Origin of the sequence: Cytobacillus depressus (assembly GCF_008923245.1) — a bacterium.
GTDB lineage: Bacteria > Bacillota > Bacilli > Bacillales > Cytobacillaceae > Cytobacillus > Cytobacillus depressus.
In genome coordinates this window covers 125,773-143,722 of sequence record NZ_WBOS01000006.1, presented here as the reverse complement: position 1 = coordinate 143,722, position 17,950 = coordinate 125,773, and the positions used below count along the sequence as shown (strand labels likewise).

Sequence of the window (17,950 nt, the reverse complement as noted above, 5' to 3'; positions counted from 1 at the left end):
CTTCCTTCAGATTCTACCTCACGATAGACACCCTTGCCTTTCGCTAACAGTTCCCACTACCAAGCATGTAGTAGACTTTCACCACCTAGCTGTTAGACTTGCCGAGCACACTAAATAATGGCTTGGTCGTATAAACGATCAAGCCTTAATTCTTGCAAAATTACTAAATAATATGTGCGCTAACACTTCTTCCTGCAACCTATTTAGAAATAGCTGATTCTAAAGCTCATAGGTACCAAAATATTTCTCTTTAAAAATTGGACTTAGTTCACTCCATATATCAAATTTATTTCCATCTAAATCTTGAAATACAAAGTTCCTTCCTGGATGCCCTCTATCTTCTATTTCTCCAACTTTTATTTCTTTCGCGATAAAATCCTTATGAAGCGCTTCTAAAGCATCAATCCCATTAACTTCAAAGGTTATTGAAAAACGTTCTTCGCCGTTAATATCAATAAAGTTAGAGCTTTGGTTTTCCTGAGACGCAACAAGAAATATACTTTGATTTGCATAGTTTAGAATAGCTTTGTTTTCGTCTTGATAAGTTAACACAGCACCTAGTTTGCTCACGTACCATTTCGCGGAGAGCTCCACATTAGCCACTGGTAGATAGATAGTCCCTACTCTTAAGATATCCACATTCATTTCTAAACCTCCACAATTTGGATAATTAACAAAATTCGACTACAAGCTTTCTTATTCCCACAATCGTTCCAAGCTTACTTTATTCCCTTCATTTTTTAAGAGAAATACATCAGGATTACTTAGATTTTCCCAATCATTGAATCCAAAGTTTTTATTAAAATGCATAAGAAGCAAAGACATTAAATTTCCATGTGTTACGATAATGGTATTTTCATTGATACCGTTAAAAATTTCTTCTACAACTTCAACGATTCGTTTCATTGCCTCTCGACTAGACTCGCCACCCGCAAATTTCACGTCCATATCCTCAAAGGTTGCTCTTAGCTTTTCAAGCCAATCCGAAAGATTTATGGTGCTCAGTACACGTTCTGCCAAATTTCTATTAATCTCAATCTCAACATTTAATTGATTTGCAAGTGGCTGTATAGAATCAATTGCACGTTTATATGGACTGGAAATAATCCTATCGATTTTAGTTTCTGAGAAAAACTCAGCTAAATCGAACGCTTGTTGAATACCTTTATCTGTAAGCATTGATTCAGGTGGCTGCCCTTCTGCTTCGCAATGCCTAATAACATAAATTTTCTTCAAAAAAACCGCTCCAATTTTATCATTTTTTATAATGAATAAGTTCGAATTAACGATTCAGCACGTTTAATGCTTTCTTTCAAATAAATAGGTGATTTAGGGTGGTTAAATATGTCTTCGGCAGATAACCATAATACCTGAGCTACCTCATTAGGACTTTTAGGAAATGCTTCACCAGAATCATGTTCGCAAAGAAAAACAACGTCCACAACATTTTCACCAGTATCCGTTATGAAAGATGTACTATATGCATAATGTAACCGGTCTTTTACTTTCACACGACCTCTTCAAAAATCTCTCGCTTCATCGTTCTTTCTAATATATCAGCTGAATTCCCTTCTTTATCCACTTTACCTCCAACAAGAGAAAGTAGACCGCCAGCATGTTCCTCTTGCATATGTCTTTCAATGATTAGCCATTTGTCATTTTTCCATATAGCACCTTCAACATTTACAATAAACATTTTTAAGTACCTCCAATTAGTTCTTCTTTTTACTTCTTCAAAATTTACAAATTTCCTTCTCTGTAAAACTTTTTATAATAGGCAGGATTACTAGAGCTATTAGAGAATTATTTATTCATTCAATTCCAAAGATCGGAGGATAAACATGATAGAGGTTAGAAAAATTACACCGGAAATGACTTATAGTCTTAGACATACAGTCCTGCGTCCACATCAAACAATTGAGCATAGCAAGTTTGATACAGACCACGAAGATAACGCATTTCATATTGGCGCATTTTATCAAGGTAGGCTAATTAGCGTTGCATCCTTTATTGCCGATAAGAATCCGGATTTCCCTATTGAAAGACAATATCGCTTAAGGCAAATGGCTACACTTGAGGAATATCGAATGTTAGGCGCTGGAAGAGCAATTGTAAACTACGCCGAAAATTTAATAAAAGAACAGGGCATCGATTTTATTTGGTGCAAAGCAAGAACCTCAGTAGAGGGGTACTATAATAAATTAGGCTTTAACATACATGGTGAAGTTTTTGATTATCCCCCTATTGGCCCACATATTGTGATGTATAAAAAACTTAAATAAAAGGCAGCGGTCAATCATAACGATAGACCGCTGTTTCATTATCATAGCATTCCTCATCTATTATTCTTTAAGGAGATAGCAAGTTACTCCATTACTTTTTATCCAGCTCCCTCCAAGTTTCATTTAACCAATTTGCAAATAATTCTTTTTGCTCAAACTGTGGATAATGGGCAGATTCATCAAAAATTATAAACTCCTTAACAGGTGCTTCAATTTTTGCAAAGTATGTCTGTGCAGCGCTTACTGAGGTCATATAATCATATTGGCCCATGACAAAAAAACAAGGTACTTCAAATCGATCAATGATGCTTGTAATATGTTGTTTCCGTTCCTCAGATAATAAAATGCTTTGTGTGATCGAAACGCCTTTTACAAAACGAATAGCATCAAGGAAATTATATTCAGGACCGAATAGAAATCCTAAATAGTAATCCATATTATCATTAATTAACTTTGCTGCTCCACCATATTTTCGAACTAAATTTCTCGGTGTAAACTTTTCACCATTTTCGACTGAGCTTTTAAGGTTCTCAAGCTTTTTTACATCGCTCATGTTTCCAGCTAACTTTGCCTGATTAATCGTATATCTTAAACTATCTAATTCACTTTGAACTGTATCGGCAACCTGCCCAATTCCAATGTACGCTGAAAATTTGTCAGGTGCTTTGCTTGCAGCTTTCATTCCGATATAGGTTCCAAATGAATGGCCAATTAATAGTACCTTTTCTTGGCCAAATCTTTCTGTGATATAGTCCGTCAATTCTAAAAGATCATCCACATGCAAATCTGTTGTTACATTCGAATAATCTTCAAAAAAGTGATAGGATTTTCCACTTCCACGCTGATCATAATGAACAATGGTAAAATTCTCTTCGAGTAAATCTTGGTACTTCCTTACGTAAGGTATTTCCGAACAGCCTGGACCACCATGAACAAATATGATAATCGGATTTGATTGGTTTTTTCCCCTAATCATAACTTCCATTTTCGTCCCGTTTATTTCAATTTGCTGTAATGTGCTAATACTGTTTATTCCTTTAATATCGGGTGTCCATGTTGGAAAAACAAATTTAATTACGAACAATGAATAAAAGAAAATACCTATCACTTTAATTTTTCTCTTTTTATTCAATTTAGGCTCCCTCTATCTTTATTTACGTTTCTCATAAATTTTTTCCTATGATTAATCCAAATGCCCCTTCTTAATCGAAGCAACGCCACCAGTTACATAAATTTGTGTTCAAGCAAATATGTTTTCTCACAAAAATAGCCGCCAGTATGCTAGCACTTGCTTTTACAACTCCCGTTTTTTTGTTCCACCAAGTAGGGGAAATCCCATAGAATCAAAGTACAGCTAAACCTTGCGATCCAAAGTAAGGAATGTTAGTCCAGGCAGCAACCTGCAATCTTGCTAGACTTCCATCCTTTTGGATAGTAAATACCGAGACTGTCCCCTGATTTCCGTTAAGGGTGTAAAAATGCCGTCCACCTTTACTCACTCCAACATCTATCGGAAGACCTGGTGCTGTACCTGGCGGCGTACTGGTAATATGCCCTACTACCGACAGTACTCCATTAGGAGAGATTCCGTAGGTGGAGATGGTGCCGCTTAAGGTATTGGTAACGTATGCAAAACGTTCATCCATCGTTGTAATAACCCAGCACGCTGTCTTATATCCGTTTGGTACAGAGCCGCTGATCACGCGAAGGATACCGTCGTTGCTCAATGAATAGGATGACAGCGCATTTGCATCTGCTTCTGTAACTAAGAGGATACCATTGGATAGAAAATGAGCGCCCAATGGGCCTTGACCATAAGACTTATTAACGATCGGTCCTGTAACCGTACCATTTTTATTGACATTGAATATACTGAGGTGGTTTGAAGTAAGTTCGGATACAAGGATTTTACTGCCATCAGGCGTAAAGAGAACTTGGGCTGGTTGGGCATTAAAAGTACTGAGAGTGTGGGTGGAATCGGGAATAGGAGTGAGGCGACCGTTATCATCAATGCGAAAACCAGTGATATTAGATGAAAAGTTGTTTGCGGCATTCCCTACATTGGCGACATACACAAGATGACCAAACACCGCGACACTGTTGGGCTGAGCACCTCCAGATGGCCTTACATCCACGAGGACAGGTGTTCCTCTTTCGGTTATGATGAAACTGCTGATACTATGGCTTCCTGCGTTAACGGCAAGCAGGAAGCGTCCATCACGGGTCAAAGTTAAGGAGCCTTGTGAAGTAAGGGGATCCACGCCATCGTTTGTAGTTGCAGTAGAGACTTCCTTTGTTCCAGTCCCTCTTCCATAAGTTGGGTAGGCACCTACAAAAGTGAGCATTCCGTTCATATCCCTATAAAAAGCAATGATTTGATTCATTATTAGTCATAATGTAGACCATGCTCACACTCGTACGATCATACTTGTTCATTGTCTGCATTTTATGGCTCTCTCCTTTCATAATTTTATATGGTTCCTTTGCCATTTCAATTCCCAAAATTGATGGAAATTATTATCAAAAAAGAGGTTTAAACGATTATTCGATTATCAAGAAATGTTAGTTCAACAAAAAAGATCGCCACCGGATTAAACAAGAGTCCTTATCTCTTCTATTATTTAATGGAAACACCTATGATGATTTAAAGAAGACAATAATCATTTACTATTTTCAAAAGGCGTTCAGGATTTTCGGATGAAACATTTTCAGATAATCTTGCACCCGCAATGATTGGAGCCCACTGAAAGACATCGTAGATAGCCCCTGCCAAGTCGTCAATAAACCTTGCCATTCCTGAAATTAATCGCTTTTATTTTTATCATCATCCTCTTTCGTAACACTATCTATTAAAATAAAACCGACAACGATCATGCCAAATCTTGAAAACACTTTCGTCTCTGCAATAAAATCGGGAATTGGATATACAAAGGGAAAGTACCAGTAAAAACTGATAAAAAGCATTGGCAAAATAATAATGATCAACTTTTTCACATTAATTTTCCATTTGCCTGTTCTTTTAAATGCCTTGATGAAGTTTGGCAATCCTAGAAATACGCCAATTGGCAAATACATTAATATAGCGTACATGTGCCAGGGGAAAATCTTATAAGTTTCGGAGAACATTCTTTCAAAATAAAAATGAAATTTACTTAACACAATGATTAGCATAACAAAACCAACGACATAGCTAACATAGCTTACTATGTCTTTTATATTCGACTTCATTAATTTCACTCCTTATTTAGGAAATAGCCTGTACACAGAAGCTGCCCTATTAGTAAAAAAAGCGCCCCTACCTTTGTAGAAACGCTCTCTTTCGCTGCTTTATTTTGGTATGCCGATTGCCTGAAATGGATAAAATCGAAACTTCACTTCTCCAATTACAGAGTTTATTGGAATAAAGCCAAAATGCCGGCTATCCTTGCTATTCAGACGATTATCACCCATGACGAATAATGAATCTTTTGGTACTTCTTGTAGCAAAAAGTCACCAGTCAACCTATTCAATGGATTACCTTCTTTATTTTCCTTTAAATATGATTCTTCAAATGCTTTTCCATTAATGTAAAGGACATCGTCTCTCATCTCTATGCGATCACCAGGAAGTCCTATGACCCTCTTAATATATTTTTTACCGGCCACATCCGGCGCATCGAATACAACCACATCAAACCGTTCGATGGCAGCCGTTTTACTGATGACAACCCTTTCTTGATCTTGAAACGTAGGTGACATGGATTCACCAAATACAGTCGTAGGTAAAAAAAGAAACTCTCTGCATATAAAAGCAACGATGAAGGCAAATGCTAATGATTTTATCCAAGAAAATACTTCTTTTTTTGTGTTTTCTGTCATTGTTTCGCTCCTATTGTTTCATTTGATACAAATCATTCGACGTTTTCAATTTCTAGATAAATTGATTTCCTCTTAATTAATTCGTTAATTTTGATTAAATTCCTTCTTCAACTCATGTCTTTGTCAGTCAAAAATATTCAAAAATTCTTATTCCCTTTTCGTAATAATAATCACTGATTTTATCTCGCTCGCGTCTAAATTTAATGTTTGAAAGACTAATAAAATAGTCAAATTTTTAATCTCGCTGAATTTCCTCAAACCAAATAAGCGCTTTTTGCTCCATTTCCCTCACGAACTCTTTTTTTGCCTTACTGTATTCACTTGTGTTATCAAATTGCTGAGCCAACTCCTCTTTAAAGTGACTGTATTTAGCTGCTTCTTCCGGATGGGACCGCAAATAATCTCGGAATATTAAATGCCGCTCAATTTGATCATGATCAAATTGATAAAAATGGATATGGTGCGTTCGATTCTCACCGCCTTTACGAAAAAACCTTCTGCCCGAGATACCCCATTCTCCCGCTACATCATAACCAAAAGCAGCCATTTTTCCATTGACTATATCAACCTTCTCGATGTCTTTAACAATACACATCATGTCTATGACAGGCTTTGCCTTCATACCTTGGACTGAAGTGCTCCCAAAATGTTCGAATTTAATGATTTCATCTCCAAAGATTGTCTTCATGAATTCAGCCTCAGTTTGAAACATTCGGGACCAATCTTCACTAAATTCCGTCAGTCTGATTTTCAAGTGTATCCCCCTTACCCTATTTGAATATCATACTAGTCCTTTTTCGAGAAACTATTTTAATACAGCATCCTCTAATGAATGCTCTTCAATTAACTCAATATTTCTCTTACATTTAGCGTCTCCCCAAAAAATTTATCTTTATTTTAACATTTAGATGGGTAAATTTGTAATTGTGATCATAATTATCTCCAAAACAAATAAGCTTCTTTTAGCCATGAAAAAGAAGAAACTTCAACAAAAATTAAGTTAAATGGCTCATTTAATAGGCCCCTCTAACATTCAAGGGAACGGTTATCTAACGAACCATTAAACTGCTCTTCACTAAATCTATACAATGAGTTTACTTAGCCTTAATATTCAGATGATATGATTGGTTTAACAACGAATGAGGAGGCAAAATAAATGAATGTACGTGCAATATTTATTGATATGGATGGTACACTACTAAAAGCCTCAAACTCCATTTCTCGCCGAAATATAGAAGCCATTCATAGGCTCATTAATCAAGGAGTTAAGGTTTTTCTAGCTACTGGTCGACACTATGAAGTAACCGCTCCCTACCATAAAGAAATTGGATTACGAACTCCGATGATCTGTTTGAATGGTGCCGCCATTCACGATGCGGAGACAGGAAGAGTTATGCAAATGAAAACCGTCCAATTAAACGAAGAACGTTTTCACCATCTGACCGCTGAAAGTCCTTGTAATGTTATGGTCCATACAGCTAATGGGCTTTATGTTAAGGAAATCAATGAAGAAATCGATTATTGGACAAAAGTTGGGCAAATTCCGCCACTGTATATTGGAGATTTAAGAAAAGCAAATTATCATGATGTTCTTAAATATAGTGTTCGAACAGGTGCACCAAGTCTTGAATTATCTGCTATGTTTAAAAAGGAAGCAGACGTCATCGATTGGAATGACGGATTTGAAATAGTTGCTCCTAATGTTTCTAAATGGTCTGCCATAAAAAGCTTGCTTACCGAATTTCGAATGAGTCCAAAAGAAGTCGTAGCCATTGGAGACGGACCCAATGATATAGAGATGCTTCGTCATGCCGGTACTGGAGTAGCCATGGGGAACGCTAGCGAGAAAATTAAAGCAACTGCTGATTTTGTTACAGAACACCATGAAAATGATGGATTAGCTGAGTTTATCGAACGTTATCTTCTTAAATCATCAAAATCATATGCTATATAAAGTTTTTTTCAAATGACTTTTTGTAAAAAAAGACAGGTGAGAAATATACCTGTCGTTTTTTATTGGCCATATGATTTAATCAGATAGTAAAAAAGTGACTGGTCCTAATGAACACTCGTACCTGTTACTCGAAGAAATATATTTATTTCAATGAGTTCTTTCAATCTTTATTAAATCATCAGATGGAGTTATAGCTTTTTTTCCGCTAAAATTAACAGCGCCTTGACGATCTAGAATTGCATATTGTACAACCTTATCTTCGTGAAGAAAAACGAGTAGAAAAATATCTTCTCTGTAATCAATCCCACCTGTTTGTCCATCGTAACTAACTCCTAAACTTTCTTCTATTATTTCTTTCGTAGTATATGGTCCAAATAATTGGGCTTTATCCCAGGAGAAATCTGTTAAAGGGTTAAGATTAAACTGACTATTATTTTTATCTTCTACAATAGAATGAATAACTTGCTCCAGCTTCATATTCTCTTGGGCACGATTTAAATTTAATATAAATGCTATTATTACCACAACAATGAAAACGTTTATTCCGCTTTTCCATAAAAAGTTTATTTTATTCATTGGTAATTTAGCTTTTATCAGTGCAGTGGCCTTATTTAATAACAACCACATATGAAAATAAATAAGGGAACCAGCAATTCCTAAAATTAGATACTGAAGGACTCCTTCGTTCCATCCATTTCTTGCTAAATCCAATAAGGCAAAAACATTACAGATTATACCTGAAAAAATGAACACGATTAAAGAAGGAAAATATGACATTGATTGATACTTTTTTTGAAGATAGAAAACGACAGCTAAAGTGGTAGAACCGCCAATCAAAAACACTGGCAATACAAACATCACCCAAAGTATAAGGATCATGAACATATCAAAAAAGTTAAACGAAAAGCTAACTAAAAATATGAATATCAAGCTGCTAATAATACCATTGATTATCCAAAGAATCGGTTTCATCCTCCTCTCTAAATGAGTATAACTGAGTACGTTTTGGGTAAAAAAAAAATCGTTTTTTAGCTAACCTGCCCGTTTCAATAAAAAAGTACATTAATCATTCCTAATAATGCCTCGGTAACGCATATCAGTGTTCCTTCATTTCGAATCATTATCAATAGTGAATATTTTAAGTGCCCCAAATATTAACACTAAAAAGAATGTAACTACACTTATTAATCTGAAAATGGAAATTTCAATGATGAAACTTATGAGAATAATAGGTAATCCGATGATCGTTATAAGTGATGCGAATTTAGTATAGCGGATGACTTCTTCAGATAGCTCTTGTTCTTCTTTATACATCCACCTTTTTCCGAACAATATACTTTCCTCAGGATTAAAATAGGTCCAAATCAAAACAAGATAAAGAGGAATCGTAAAAATAATCAAAAAAATTATTTCTTCCATAGAGTTCACTCACTCCCATATTTTTATCGCGTTATTCCGAGCATGAAAAAACCTAAAATCGTTCTTTCACTTTTAACTTCTTTTCAATTAATAAATAAATATTAATAGCAATAAAAAATGAAATAAGCAAATTTAAATATACCCAATCTCCCCACGCCATTTCCTATATTTTAACATTTCAGGTTCCAAAAATGTTATTTCAAACCAATTTCCTTTCTTATCCCCTTTACTAGAGTAAGAAAAATAAGACCACAGCCGTAGCAATAATTACGACCTCAGAATATATTGAATTTATTTTTCCAGTATTACAATAGGTGGTGTGACTAACAGAGACAGCAATAAACATTTTGGAGGAATAAGCTTGAAAAAATTAGGTCCGATAGGAATGAGATGGTTAAAAATTATTCACGTTTTATTAGTAGTATTATTCTTTGGAGGGATTTTGAGTTCAGTAGCATTGAATCTTCATATTAACTTTACAAATTATGATGAATCTTATCTAGGATATAAAAACATTATCATTATCAGTGATCATATTATTCGCTGGGGGGCAATCGGAACTTTATTAGTAGGTTTCATTTACGGATTTTTTACGAATTGGGGATTTTTTAAGCATCGATGGGTTGGGGTAAAATTTATTCTTTTTATTGTTCAGACCATTGTTGGGATTTTTATAGTGGACAAGTTGATGATGTCAAATATGGAATTATTAGAAACGCAAAAAGAATTGGCTTTAAGCAATCCTATTTTTATTAAAAATCATGAAATCCGACAATTTGCAGTATATTTTCAAGTAGCTGTTACTATTTTTATTTTCATCATTTCGTATTTAAAACCATGGAAAAAGAAGAAGCTTCAACAAAAGTTAAATGCCTGAGTTTAAAGTTGCAACGATAACATTTCCTTGCATTCCTATTCAGCACGGGCTGGTTCCCGGAGACTTTGAGTGAAAATGAGGAGGAACGGGATATCGCCATCCCCCTTCCGTCCTTTTTCCCGCCGGTAACGAATGGCCATATCCAGGCACCATTTCTAGCCAAGGGATCAGCCCTCAAAAAAAGTTCTATTAATTCAGATGTGATGATATGATTAATAAAATGTGTTAACTAAAGATATTTTTGGTTAACTTATGGATTTTGAATCTGCAAACTGGGGGGTAAGTTATGTATAAGCTGCGCGGTCATCATCTTTTTTGCCTTCTTGGCTATCGAGGCATGGGCTATTCCGAAGAATATGTGGAAAATATGACGCATTTGCATCAAAACTTAAGTAATGACCCCGAAACGTTAATTCAAATCATTAAGGGACCTGATCAGCTGTGTGAAAAATACCCCAACTCAGGTAAATACCACTGCCAAGACGACCATATTTATGAAAGAGATGCCGCTATTCTAGAGAAATTAGGGCTTAAAATCGGACAAATTCTGCAGTGGAAAAACATTGAGTCTCACATTCGAAAATTTGTCGTTCCGTCCGATATTCAAATTGTGTGTGAAACATGTTCTTGGCGTTCATATGGAGTTTGCGAGGAAGGCATTCAGGAAATCCATGAAGGGAAGGGCTTAAGGAAAATAAAATAAGCCCTTCCTTTTTATATAACGGGTTCCGTTTTGGGAGGAAAAAGTCATAATAACTACGCAAAAAACCATAAATAACAGGTAATTAGAAGTGGTTTTCATTAAGTTAGTTAACTTTGAAAGCTTTGCTCGATACAAATATTTCTCGTTTTGCATTCACTTTTCCTTTAAAGTATGAGAATAAATAACAGCCTATAATTACAATAGTACTGCCTATTCCCTGCATCCAAGTCATCTGTTCGCCTAATATAAAAAAAGCTAAGATGGAAGTAAAGACCGGATTAAAATTCAGAAAAATCCCAGAAGTAGTGGATCCTAATTTTTGAATACATATATTCCAGAGAACCATGCAAAGAACTGTTGAGATTACTCCTGTATACAAGATGGACCCGACGAAAGCCGGATTGATATTCGAAATAGTAAAATCAGTGAGGTTCATTGGTAAAAGAATGATCAGACCAAAAATAGCAGAATACAAAACTGACATTAAGGATGAGGTCTTTGTCATGGCCCATTTGCTGCAAACAGTATATATTCCCCATACACCTACAGCCACAATCATCCATAAATCTCCAGTATTAAAATCCCATCCTAGCAAATAGCTGATTTTTCCTTTTGTCAGTACAAGAACGACACCAAATAGTGAGAAAATCATTGAAAAAACTTGTAACAAATTCATTTTTTCCTTTAAAAAGATACCTGAAAACACAGCAATGGAAATCATATTTAACGTCGATATTAACCCAACATTTGTCGCCGTTGTGTGTGCTAATGCTAGAAATTGAAAAAGATTAAATAGCACAGCACCTGTTATTCCCATGAGGAACAATGGAAGAATAGCATTTCGTGGTGGTAAAATCCTTTTTTCCTTCCACCATACAAGAGGCAGCAAACATACGGCCGCAATGATCCACCTTAAAGTTGTCAAAGTCATCGGTGTAGCATGTTCCACTAACGACTTACTAACAACAAAGTTCCCCGCCCATAGTAAACATGTTAGAAGCAGCAGTCCATAATACTTACTCGACATTTCCTTTCCCTCCCTTATCCCGTACATTTGATTTACTTTTTATTTTGTAAATAATCTTAACATTTTTAACTTCATTTCAGTATATATTTCTGTATAATTGAATAAATACGAAAAAATCAAAAGCAAAAAATAGAATCTGCAAAATTTTATTTTGTTTGCGCGATATTTTTTTCGGAATCTCAGAAGAACTTTAAGGGGGATAAGGAATTGGAAAGTATCATAAGTAAAATACTTGATGACGTCGACATTCAAATTTTAGATATTCTGCAAAAATGTGCACAGATTAGCAATGCTGAAATTGCGAAACGAGTGAATTTGTCTCCGCCTGCTACCCATACAAGAATAAAAAGATTGGAAAATGAAGGGTATATCAATGATCACGTTGCCATATTAAATCAAGACAAATTGGGATTTGATTTATTATCTTTTATTTTTGTGAGTACGAATATTCATCATGTGGAAAAGCTGGAAGCCCTTGAGAAGGAATTGGGGCTGATGCCAGAGGTGTTGGAATGTCACTGCTTAACGGGAGAATATGATTATCTGCTTAAAGTGGTAAGCAAAGACCGCAGGGAGCTTGAAAGCTTTATTAGAAAATTAAACGGACTTGGCATCACACGGATTCAAACGAGCTTGGCACTACGGGAAATTAAGTATTCTACTGTTTTGCCGATACGGGGAGAGGGTCATTTGTAATGTGAATTTTTAATGTGGGTTGTAGGAATGATTGTCGCACTGATAATGGACATTTCACTTCAGGCAAGTTGACGAAGTGTCCATTATAACTTTGGTAACGGACACTTCCTCTCGGGCTAATCCCTGAAATGGCCTTTAGAACATCGATAACGGACAGTTCCTTTCGAAACATTCGCCGATGTGGCCGTTATTATGGAGCTCACTCAGTTTACTAGGAAGCTATTTTAATACATTTTCATCTAATTTACTATTAGCATTTTTTAATGTTTTATTTTCCATTCTTATAACTCAAGCAACCTGTTTCGTTCGACCAAGATGATTATTCTTGATAACAAGCTTCATACTCATCTTTCATTAGCCAACTTTTACAGGCTAGTCCTCTTCAAAAGCATCCCGAAAAATGATCAAATTCTTAAGCAAGTGCGGCAAGTCCAGCCAAATATATAGTAAGAATAAACCGATATCTTGCTACGAAATAATCTGTATAAGAGCTATCCAATAAAATATCAGCTAAATATGACTGTACAGATGCTAGTAATCTTCGGAAGACTAATCCTTCATATTTAATATCAGCAATGAAAAAAATAAATAAGATTACAAACAATATCGTTTTCTTATTTTTATTAACTATCCACTTCAAAATGTTCCCTTCAATGATGTTCTAACGTAGCCCCTTAGTGAAATAAGAGCACTTTTTCAAGAAAACCAAATTCTTGATATTTGTAACGGATTAATAATTGATTTTAATCTCCCATCTGGATGAAATAACTTTATAGCATCCAACTTTTTAAAGTCGTATGATACTTCTTCTAATTTCTCCATTAGTGTAACTGTTTCACTTTCGTCAAGTTTAAATGAGAGCGCTTGACCAGCCATTAATATCTCTGCCCTACTATTTTGTTTAGATTTATAGTTATTATGAAACATTTTGCCGTCCTCCTTATGTATGATTAGCAAACATTTAATGATGAAATTTTCCAACGTGAAAACGGAACGATTACGTATAAGCAGACTAATCTATCAATCTGCTGGGTTAATAATTCCATAATACACGAGATCTTTATATGAAAATAGGAAGGACTGCCATCGCGATCTCATATTCTTCAAGCTAAGTAGTTTTTATGTTTCTTTTATTATATCTTTCCAGTAGTTCCATTCTTTCAGGTAGCCATCTAAATCACGCGGATGATGTCTAATACAGGTTGCTATCCTAAGAAATAATCCAATAAGGACTTCCTCATATAACAATCGTTCACTTATGCTTTCATTAATTCGTAAGTGACTCGCTGCTGAAATGATCGTTTCTTTCGTTAAATCATCCGGGGAAGAACAAAATGCATAAATTAAATCATAAAGGGGGTCTCCGATCACAGGAGTCGGGTCAATCACACCACTTAATTGGCCATTATTAAAGATGAAATTGTGCACTCCACAATCCCCATGCAATAAAAAGGGCTCTTTATCGGTACTATTCATTTTTGAACTTTTAACAAGGTTTAACATAAAGGGATAATCGTCTTTTTCTAAATATGGACCTAAAATCTTATTTGCTTCCATCATTCGATCCAAAAGGAAACTTTGCCAAGAAGCTGTTAATTCATCTGCCCATCCCCAACCAATATTATTAGGTACGGCCTTGTAATGGTTAATCAGTCCTTGCACAAGTGTCTTTAGCACTTCCTGTTTATTTTGTTTTACATACTTTGTAGAACCAGGTATGAATGTATAAACCATATAATGATTTGATGGTTCAACATAGAGAAGACGCGGTAATAAATCTAAGTCCTTGTAACTAGTAAGAAAATTCGCCTCAGATTGCAGAACTTGCGGTTCATTCGACTTAACGACATATCTTGCCCCACCATTCGTACAGAAGATACAATTCACTAACGGTACCCCCCTTTAATTGTTCATACTCGACGGCACTTGTGTGAATGATTTCTTTATTATTTAATTCTTTCATTATCTTATGAATGTCCATATTATGCCTCTTTCAGTTCGCTTTGTTCTACCACATACTAAATTTCAACCAAGATGTAAGCTGCTTAATCATTACAGCCCATTTCCTGTTTTTGGTTTATGAATAGCGGAAAACTCCTCTTTTAATATAGAGTACATTTTTAAATCTTGATGCTTTCCCTTTATAAACATCCCTTTTCTATGAATCCCTTCAAAAGACATTCCTGTTTTTTTCATTACTCGTTCTGAACCGATATTTTCTACAAAACACCTTGCTTGAATACGAACCAAATTCATATGATTAAAGCCAAATTGAATCACTTCAGTTGCTGCTTCAGTTGCAATCCCCTTTCCCCAATAATCTTGAGAAATGATATATCCGATTTCAGCAACATTGTGTTGTACTTGCCACGAAACAAAGTCAATCGTTCCGATCAACTTTTCATTTTCTTTATACTCAATCCCCCAAGGAGCAACTTTTCTATTCTCATATTGGTTTAGTGCAAATTCAACAAACTCTTTAGTATCTGATAATTTTTGATGTGTATCCCAAGTAACATATTTAGATACTTCTTCATTTGAACAATAGGAATACATATCTTCAACATCTTCTAATGTTATTTTTCTTAATAACAAACGTTCTGTTTCTAATGTAGGTAAATTGCCAAATATTTTTTCAATCTCCATTAAATCACCTCTAACTCATAATAATTTTGCCATAAAATACTCATCATAAGGTTTGCCATCTATAATAAGTGAGTTTCTTTTTGTCCCCTCTATTTCAAATCCAATCTTCTTATACAGCGCTACACCCGCTTCATTTTGAGTGACTGTTGTAAGTTCCAATCGTGAAATATTATGATTCATTGCCCATTTTTCCAAATTCTGAAACAAGGCGGTCCCAATCCCTTTACCTCTGAAATTCTCTAATATTCCAATAACAAGATAAGCGGAATGTTGCGTTCTCCTAGCACTTCCACCTATAGCTATCAAGTAACCTACTAACTTCCCCTCTTCTTCTGCAACAAATATGGTTGAGTTACTTTGATGTTCCATACGTTCTAATTGTTTCCGTTGCTGTTCAGGAGTGGTTTTTCTTTCACCAGCGCCCATAAGCATAAAATCAGCTTCAGCTTCAACATCTTTAATAAGATTTATAAAATTCTCTGCATCGTCAATATGTATCTCTCTTATTAACATAAAAATCCCCCTGTACTTCCTGTAGCGACTTTTTTTCATTCCTTTCAACCTATTCGGTAATATTCTTTAAAATCCCTTTTCTGCTAAACTACCATTTTGATACTTGTATTTGGCAACTAAAAAATGTTGATTGTAGCAATATGTATATTGAATGTTAAAAAACCAAAAATATGCTAGTTATGAATAAAACCAGGATATTTTTGGCTGACCACCTTTCTTACGATCATGCGAAGCGGTTAAGTTAGCTTATGATTTAAATAGACATTGCAATAAAATGTACTAATCATTTAATCCCTTTCCATCAAGAATATGCTGCATATATTTTTCAATTCTTGACTCTCGGGTTTTGGATTGTTTGGCTTGAGAAAAATAAAGAATGTATGCTCTTTGCCGCCCAGGGGTCAATGCTTCAAAAGCAGTTTTCAAGGCAGGCATTTCATCGAATTTATTTTGAAGTTCTTCTGGAATGGTGACTTCTGTATTCTTTTTAAAATTCACTTCCAAACCAGCCTTTTCCACTTCAATAGCCTCATTAATATAGGCTTTCAATATGCTTTCCATTTCAACTATTTCTTGAACATTGGTGAACCGAATCTGGCGGGCTGCCTGTACATTCTCCGTTTGTTGGATAAGAATCCCATGGGCATCCTTTAACAAGGCACCTTTGTGAAACAGAAGCGCACAATATTCTTTAAATCCATGTATTAAAACGATGTTTTTTTTCTCGAACGTGTAACAAGGATGCATCCACTTAAATTCTTCGGTCAGCTCACAGTCAAGAACGATATTTCTCAACTTCCCATATTCTTCCTTCCACTTTTTCGCTTTACTTAAAAATTCATCAACCTTGGGATTCATTGTACTTTTTGTCATAAAAGAACACCTCATTTATAATCTTCTTTCTTCTGTTTAGCTTTGCTTAAATATATATCAACCATAGGATCTGATTTGATCGTTCCTTCGCAGTATGGCCATAATGTTCTCAAACAAAAATCCTCACAGATTTCCATTTAATAAAGTGAAACTTCATTCAGTGGGGTTTTCTTTCATCCCCCACTGAATGTTAGTTGAACTTATCACGCTCAAGTCGCGCCACGTCCTGTGGCTTTCGCCTGACTAGGACATCCTGTCCGTCGTCGGGCCTTTACGGGCTGTTGGATCTCCCACTTAGAAGTTTTTGCTTTATCAACTTCTTGAAGTGGGAGTCTTACAGCCCGTTAGTCTGCGATAAATTATTTTTATGTAAATTTTACTATACATATTTTAATAACACCAACTTGCCTTAAGGAAGCAATAATAACAGTAGTTAGGGTCAAACTTATTAGGGGCGACCCTCAATCTAATAACAGGAAAAAAGGAATGCATTTCGCACTCCTTTTATTTCTAAAAAAAATAACATTGTAATTAGCATCTTAATTATATTCGAAAAGAACCAGCAGTTTTTTTGACTTATTGATAAAGGTCTTCCAATCGTTACTGATTGTCATATTCATTCCAAAGCCTATATTTTGAAGGTATGCTTGTAAATCTTCAAAACTATCTTTGTCACTCTGGGTTAATACACTAAACCTATACAATTCATCATGAGGGTATTGTCTTAATGCAGCATTCAGACGCTCCATAGTCATCCGTTCATCGTTTGAAAGCCAGCCTGAGTATTTACCACTATTCGTTGCAACCTCTAATCCGTTTAAAACATCGCCTAATTGGGTCGTAACTAAATTGGGTTCGGACCAATCATCCTTTTTTTGGTGCTCTATTAAACCATCAAGTTCAACTAGTTTATATTGTACCTCTGAGTAGAATAACTCTTTATGAACTAAGCTAATTTTCAGGTAACCAATAACCAAACAAACTATCAAAAGTGCGTTTACTGATAACGAAATAACAAAAATAGTTTTCTGTTTTTTGCTCAAATTTCTCCCCCCTTTTATCATTAATTGTCATACTTTTTAGTTAAACTCGCATTTTTTAA

At 35.3% G+C, this 17,950-nt stretch carries 21 protein-coding genes and 3 pseudogenes; 5 read left to right on the top strand and 19 right to left on the bottom strand.

All coding sequences use genetic code 11. The features are described 5' to 3' along the window. Positions 1-219: 219 nt before the first annotated feature. The 3 genes and pseudogenes from F7731_RS15095 to F7731_RS26890 form a co-directional block, all read right to left on the bottom strand. Entirely contained in the window at positions 220-645 is a 426-nt protein-coding gene (locus F7731_RS15095) for a VOC family protein (protein WP_151535608.1), read from the bottom strand. Positions 646-696: 51 nt separating this feature from the next. Next, the gene (locus F7731_RS15090) at positions 697-1,236 is read right to left on the bottom strand and encodes a histidine phosphatase family protein (protein WP_151535607.1); all 540 of its coding nucleotides are present in this window, start codon (positions 1,234-1,236) and stop codon (positions 697-699) included. 26 nt (positions 1,237-1,262) lie between these two features. Beyond that, positions 1,263-1,696 (bottom strand): annotated as a pseudogene (locus F7731_RS26890) (NUDIX hydrolase). Positions 1,697-1,841: 145 nt separating this feature from the next. Here F7731_RS26890 and F7731_RS15075 point away from each other — a divergent pair. Then, the gene (locus F7731_RS15075; protein WP_151535604.1) at positions 1,842-2,282 is read left to right on the top strand and encodes a GNAT family N-acetyltransferase; all 441 of its coding nucleotides are present in this window, start codon (positions 1,842-1,844) and stop codon (positions 2,280-2,282) included. A 91-nt stretch (positions 2,283-2,373) separates the two neighbouring features. Here F7731_RS15075 and F7731_RS15070 read toward each other — a convergent pair whose 3' ends face one another. From F7731_RS15070 to F7731_RS15045, 6 genes and pseudogenes are all read right to left on the bottom strand, one after another. Further along, positions 2,374-3,414, bottom strand: coding sequence for an alpha/beta fold hydrolase (locus F7731_RS15070; protein ID WP_151535603.1), 1,041 nt, complete (start codon positions 3,412-3,414; stop codon positions 2,374-2,376). 211 nt (positions 3,415-3,625) lie between these two features. Next, positions 3,626-4,727, bottom strand: a pseudogene (locus tag F7731_RS15065) (lactonase family protein). 199 nt (positions 4,728-4,926) lie between these two features. Then, positions 4,927-5,037: pseudogene (locus F7731_RS26885) on the bottom strand (aminoglycoside phosphotransferase family protein); the annotation flags it as partial. Between the two features lie 47 nt (positions 5,038-5,084). Beyond that, complete coding sequence (locus tag F7731_RS15055; RefSeq protein WP_151535602.1) at positions 5,085-5,510, bottom strand: hypothetical protein; 426 nt, start codon at positions 5,508-5,510, stop codon at positions 5,085-5,087. A 99-nt stretch (positions 5,511-5,609) separates the two neighbouring features. Next, positions 5,610-6,140, bottom strand: coding sequence for a signal peptidase I (gene lepB, locus F7731_RS15050; protein ID WP_151535601.1), 531 nt, complete (start codon positions 6,138-6,140; stop codon positions 5,610-5,612). A gap of 235 nt (positions 6,141-6,375) precedes the next feature. Beyond that, positions 6,376-6,894 (bottom strand): GrpB family protein, encoded by a 519-nt coding sequence (locus tag F7731_RS15045; RefSeq protein ID WP_151535600.1) that lies wholly within the window; start codon positions 6,892-6,894, stop codon positions 6,376-6,378. A 402-nt stretch (positions 6,895-7,296) separates the two neighbouring features. Here F7731_RS15045 and F7731_RS15040 point away from each other — a divergent pair, with 402 nt between their 5' ends. Further along, positions 7,297-8,094 (top strand): HAD family hydrolase, encoded by a 798-nt coding sequence (locus F7731_RS15040; protein WP_151535599.1) that lies wholly within the window; start codon positions 7,297-7,299, stop codon positions 8,092-8,094. Positions 8,095-8,241: 147 nt separating this feature from the next. Here the strand turns inward: F7731_RS15040 and F7731_RS15035 are convergent, their stop codons facing one another. Together F7731_RS15035 and F7731_RS26735 are read right to left on the bottom strand one after the other, a co-directional pair. Then, a complete protein-coding gene (locus tag F7731_RS15035) occupies positions 8,242-9,066 on the bottom strand; it encodes a hypothetical protein (protein WP_151535598.1) in 825 nt (274 codons plus the stop codon). Positions 9,067-9,201: 135 nt separating this feature from the next. Next, complete coding sequence (locus F7731_RS26735) at positions 9,202-9,513, bottom strand: hypothetical protein (RefSeq protein WP_212031195.1); 312 nt, start codon at positions 9,511-9,513, stop codon at positions 9,202-9,204. 361 nt (positions 9,514-9,874) lie between these two features. Between F7731_RS26735 and F7731_RS15025 the strand changes: the two genes are divergently transcribed. Together F7731_RS15025 and F7731_RS15020 are read left to right on the top strand one after the other, a co-directional pair. Further along, positions 9,875-10,390 (top strand): DUF2269 family protein, encoded by a 516-nt coding sequence (locus tag F7731_RS15025; protein ID WP_151535597.1) that lies wholly within the window; start codon positions 9,875-9,877, stop codon positions 10,388-10,390. Positions 10,391-10,676: 286 nt separating this feature from the next. Further along, positions 10,677-11,093, top strand: coding sequence for a DUF1284 domain-containing protein (locus F7731_RS15020; RefSeq protein ID WP_151535596.1), 417 nt, complete (start codon positions 10,677-10,679; stop codon positions 11,091-11,093). A gap of 103 nt (positions 11,094-11,196) precedes the next feature. Here the strand turns inward: F7731_RS15020 and F7731_RS15015 are convergent, their stop codons facing one another. Further along, entirely contained in the window at positions 11,197-12,120 is a 924-nt protein-coding gene (locus F7731_RS15015; RefSeq protein ID WP_151535595.1) for a DMT family transporter, read from the bottom strand. 207 nt (positions 12,121-12,327) lie between these two features. On the opposite strand from F7731_RS15015, the gene F7731_RS15010 reads away from it, so the two are divergent. Further along, positions 12,328-12,816 (top strand): Lrp/AsnC family transcriptional regulator, encoded by a 489-nt coding sequence (locus tag F7731_RS15010; protein ID WP_151535594.1) that lies wholly within the window; start codon positions 12,328-12,330, stop codon positions 12,814-12,816. A 412-nt stretch (positions 12,817-13,228) separates the two neighbouring features. Here the strand turns inward: F7731_RS15010 and F7731_RS15005 are convergent, their stop codons facing one another. From F7731_RS15005 to F7731_RS14975, 7 genes are all read right to left on the bottom strand, one after another. Continuing rightward, positions 13,229-13,456, bottom strand: a complete 228-nt coding sequence (locus tag F7731_RS15005; RefSeq protein WP_151535593.1) for a hypothetical protein — start codon at positions 13,454-13,456, stop codon at positions 13,229-13,231. Between the two features lie 56 nt (positions 13,457-13,512). Further along, positions 13,513-13,743, bottom strand: coding sequence for a hypothetical protein (locus F7731_RS15000; protein WP_151535592.1), 231 nt, complete (start codon positions 13,741-13,743; stop codon positions 13,513-13,515). Positions 13,744-13,935: 192 nt separating this feature from the next. Next, complete coding sequence (locus tag F7731_RS14995; RefSeq protein ID WP_151535591.1) at positions 13,936-14,703, bottom strand: phosphotransferase; 768 nt, start codon at positions 14,701-14,703, stop codon at positions 13,936-13,938. Between the two features lie 165 nt (positions 14,704-14,868). Then, positions 14,869-15,462 (bottom strand): GNAT family N-acetyltransferase, encoded by a 594-nt coding sequence (locus F7731_RS14990; RefSeq protein WP_151535590.1) that lies wholly within the window; start codon positions 15,460-15,462, stop codon positions 14,869-14,871. 15 nt (positions 15,463-15,477) lie between these two features. Continuing rightward, positions 15,478-15,975, bottom strand: coding sequence for a GNAT family N-acetyltransferase (locus F7731_RS14985; protein WP_151535589.1), 498 nt, complete (start codon positions 15,973-15,975; stop codon positions 15,478-15,480). A gap of 279 nt (positions 15,976-16,254) precedes the next feature. Then, the gene (locus F7731_RS14980; RefSeq protein ID WP_151535588.1) at positions 16,255-16,848 is read right to left on the bottom strand and encodes a YdeI/OmpD-associated family protein; all 594 of its coding nucleotides are present in this window, start codon (positions 16,846-16,848) and stop codon (positions 16,255-16,257) included. A 539-nt stretch (positions 16,849-17,387) separates the two neighbouring features. Next, positions 17,388-17,891, bottom strand: a complete 504-nt coding sequence (locus tag F7731_RS14975) for a hypothetical protein (RefSeq protein WP_151535587.1) — start codon at positions 17,889-17,891, stop codon at positions 17,388-17,390. Positions 17,892-17,950 lie beyond the last annotated feature (59 nt).

What these genes read in the sequence shown, in the direction of transcription:
- F7731_RS15095 (WP_151535608.1), bottom strand. Translation starts at nt 645, where the DNA reads ATGAATGTGGATATCTTAAGAGTAGGGACTATCTATCTACCAGTGGCT.
- F7731_RS15075 (WP_151535604.1), top strand. Translation starts at nt 1,842, where the DNA reads ATGATAGAGGTTAGAAAAATTACACCGGAAATGACTTATAGTCTTAGA.
- F7731_RS15055 (WP_151535602.1), bottom strand. Translation starts at nt 5,510, where the DNA reads ATGAAGTCGAATATAAAAGACATAGTAAGCTATGTTAGCTATGTCGTT.
- lepB (WP_151535601.1), bottom strand. Translation starts at nt 6,140, where the DNA reads ATGACAGAAAACACAAAAAAAGAAGTATTTTCTTGGATAAAATCATTA.
- F7731_RS15040 (WP_151535599.1), top strand. Translation starts at nt 7,297, where the DNA reads ATGAATGTACGTGCAATATTTATTGATATGGATGGTACACTACTAAAA.
- F7731_RS15035 (WP_151535598.1), bottom strand. Translation starts at nt 9,066, where the DNA reads ATGAAACCGATTCTTTGGATAATCAATGGTATTATTAGCAGCTTGATA.
- F7731_RS26735 (WP_212031195.1), bottom strand. Translation starts at nt 9,513, where the DNA reads ATGGAAGAAATAATTTTTTTGATTATTTTTACGATTCCTCTTTATCTT.
- F7731_RS15020 (WP_151535596.1), top strand. Translation starts at nt 10,677, where the DNA reads ATGTATAAGCTGCGCGGTCATCATCTTTTTTGCCTTCTTGGCTATCGA.
- F7731_RS15015 (WP_151535595.1), bottom strand. Translation starts at nt 12,120, where the DNA reads ATGTCGAGTAAGTATTATGGACTGCTGCTTCTAACATGTTTACTATGG.
- F7731_RS15000 (WP_151535592.1), bottom strand. Translation starts at nt 13,743, where the DNA reads ATGTTTCATAATAACTATAAATCTAAACAAAATAGTAGGGCAGAGATA.
- F7731_RS14990 (WP_151535590.1), bottom strand. Translation starts at nt 15,462, where the DNA reads ATGGAGATTGAAAAAATATTTGGCAATTTACCTACATTAGAAACAGAA.
- F7731_RS14985 (WP_151535589.1), bottom strand. Translation starts at nt 15,975, where the DNA reads ATGTTAATAAGAGAGATACATATTGACGATGCAGAGAATTTTATAAAT.
- F7731_RS14980 (WP_151535588.1), bottom strand. Translation starts at nt 16,848, where the DNA reads ATGACAAAAAGTACAATGAATCCCAAGGTTGATGAATTTTTAAGTAAA.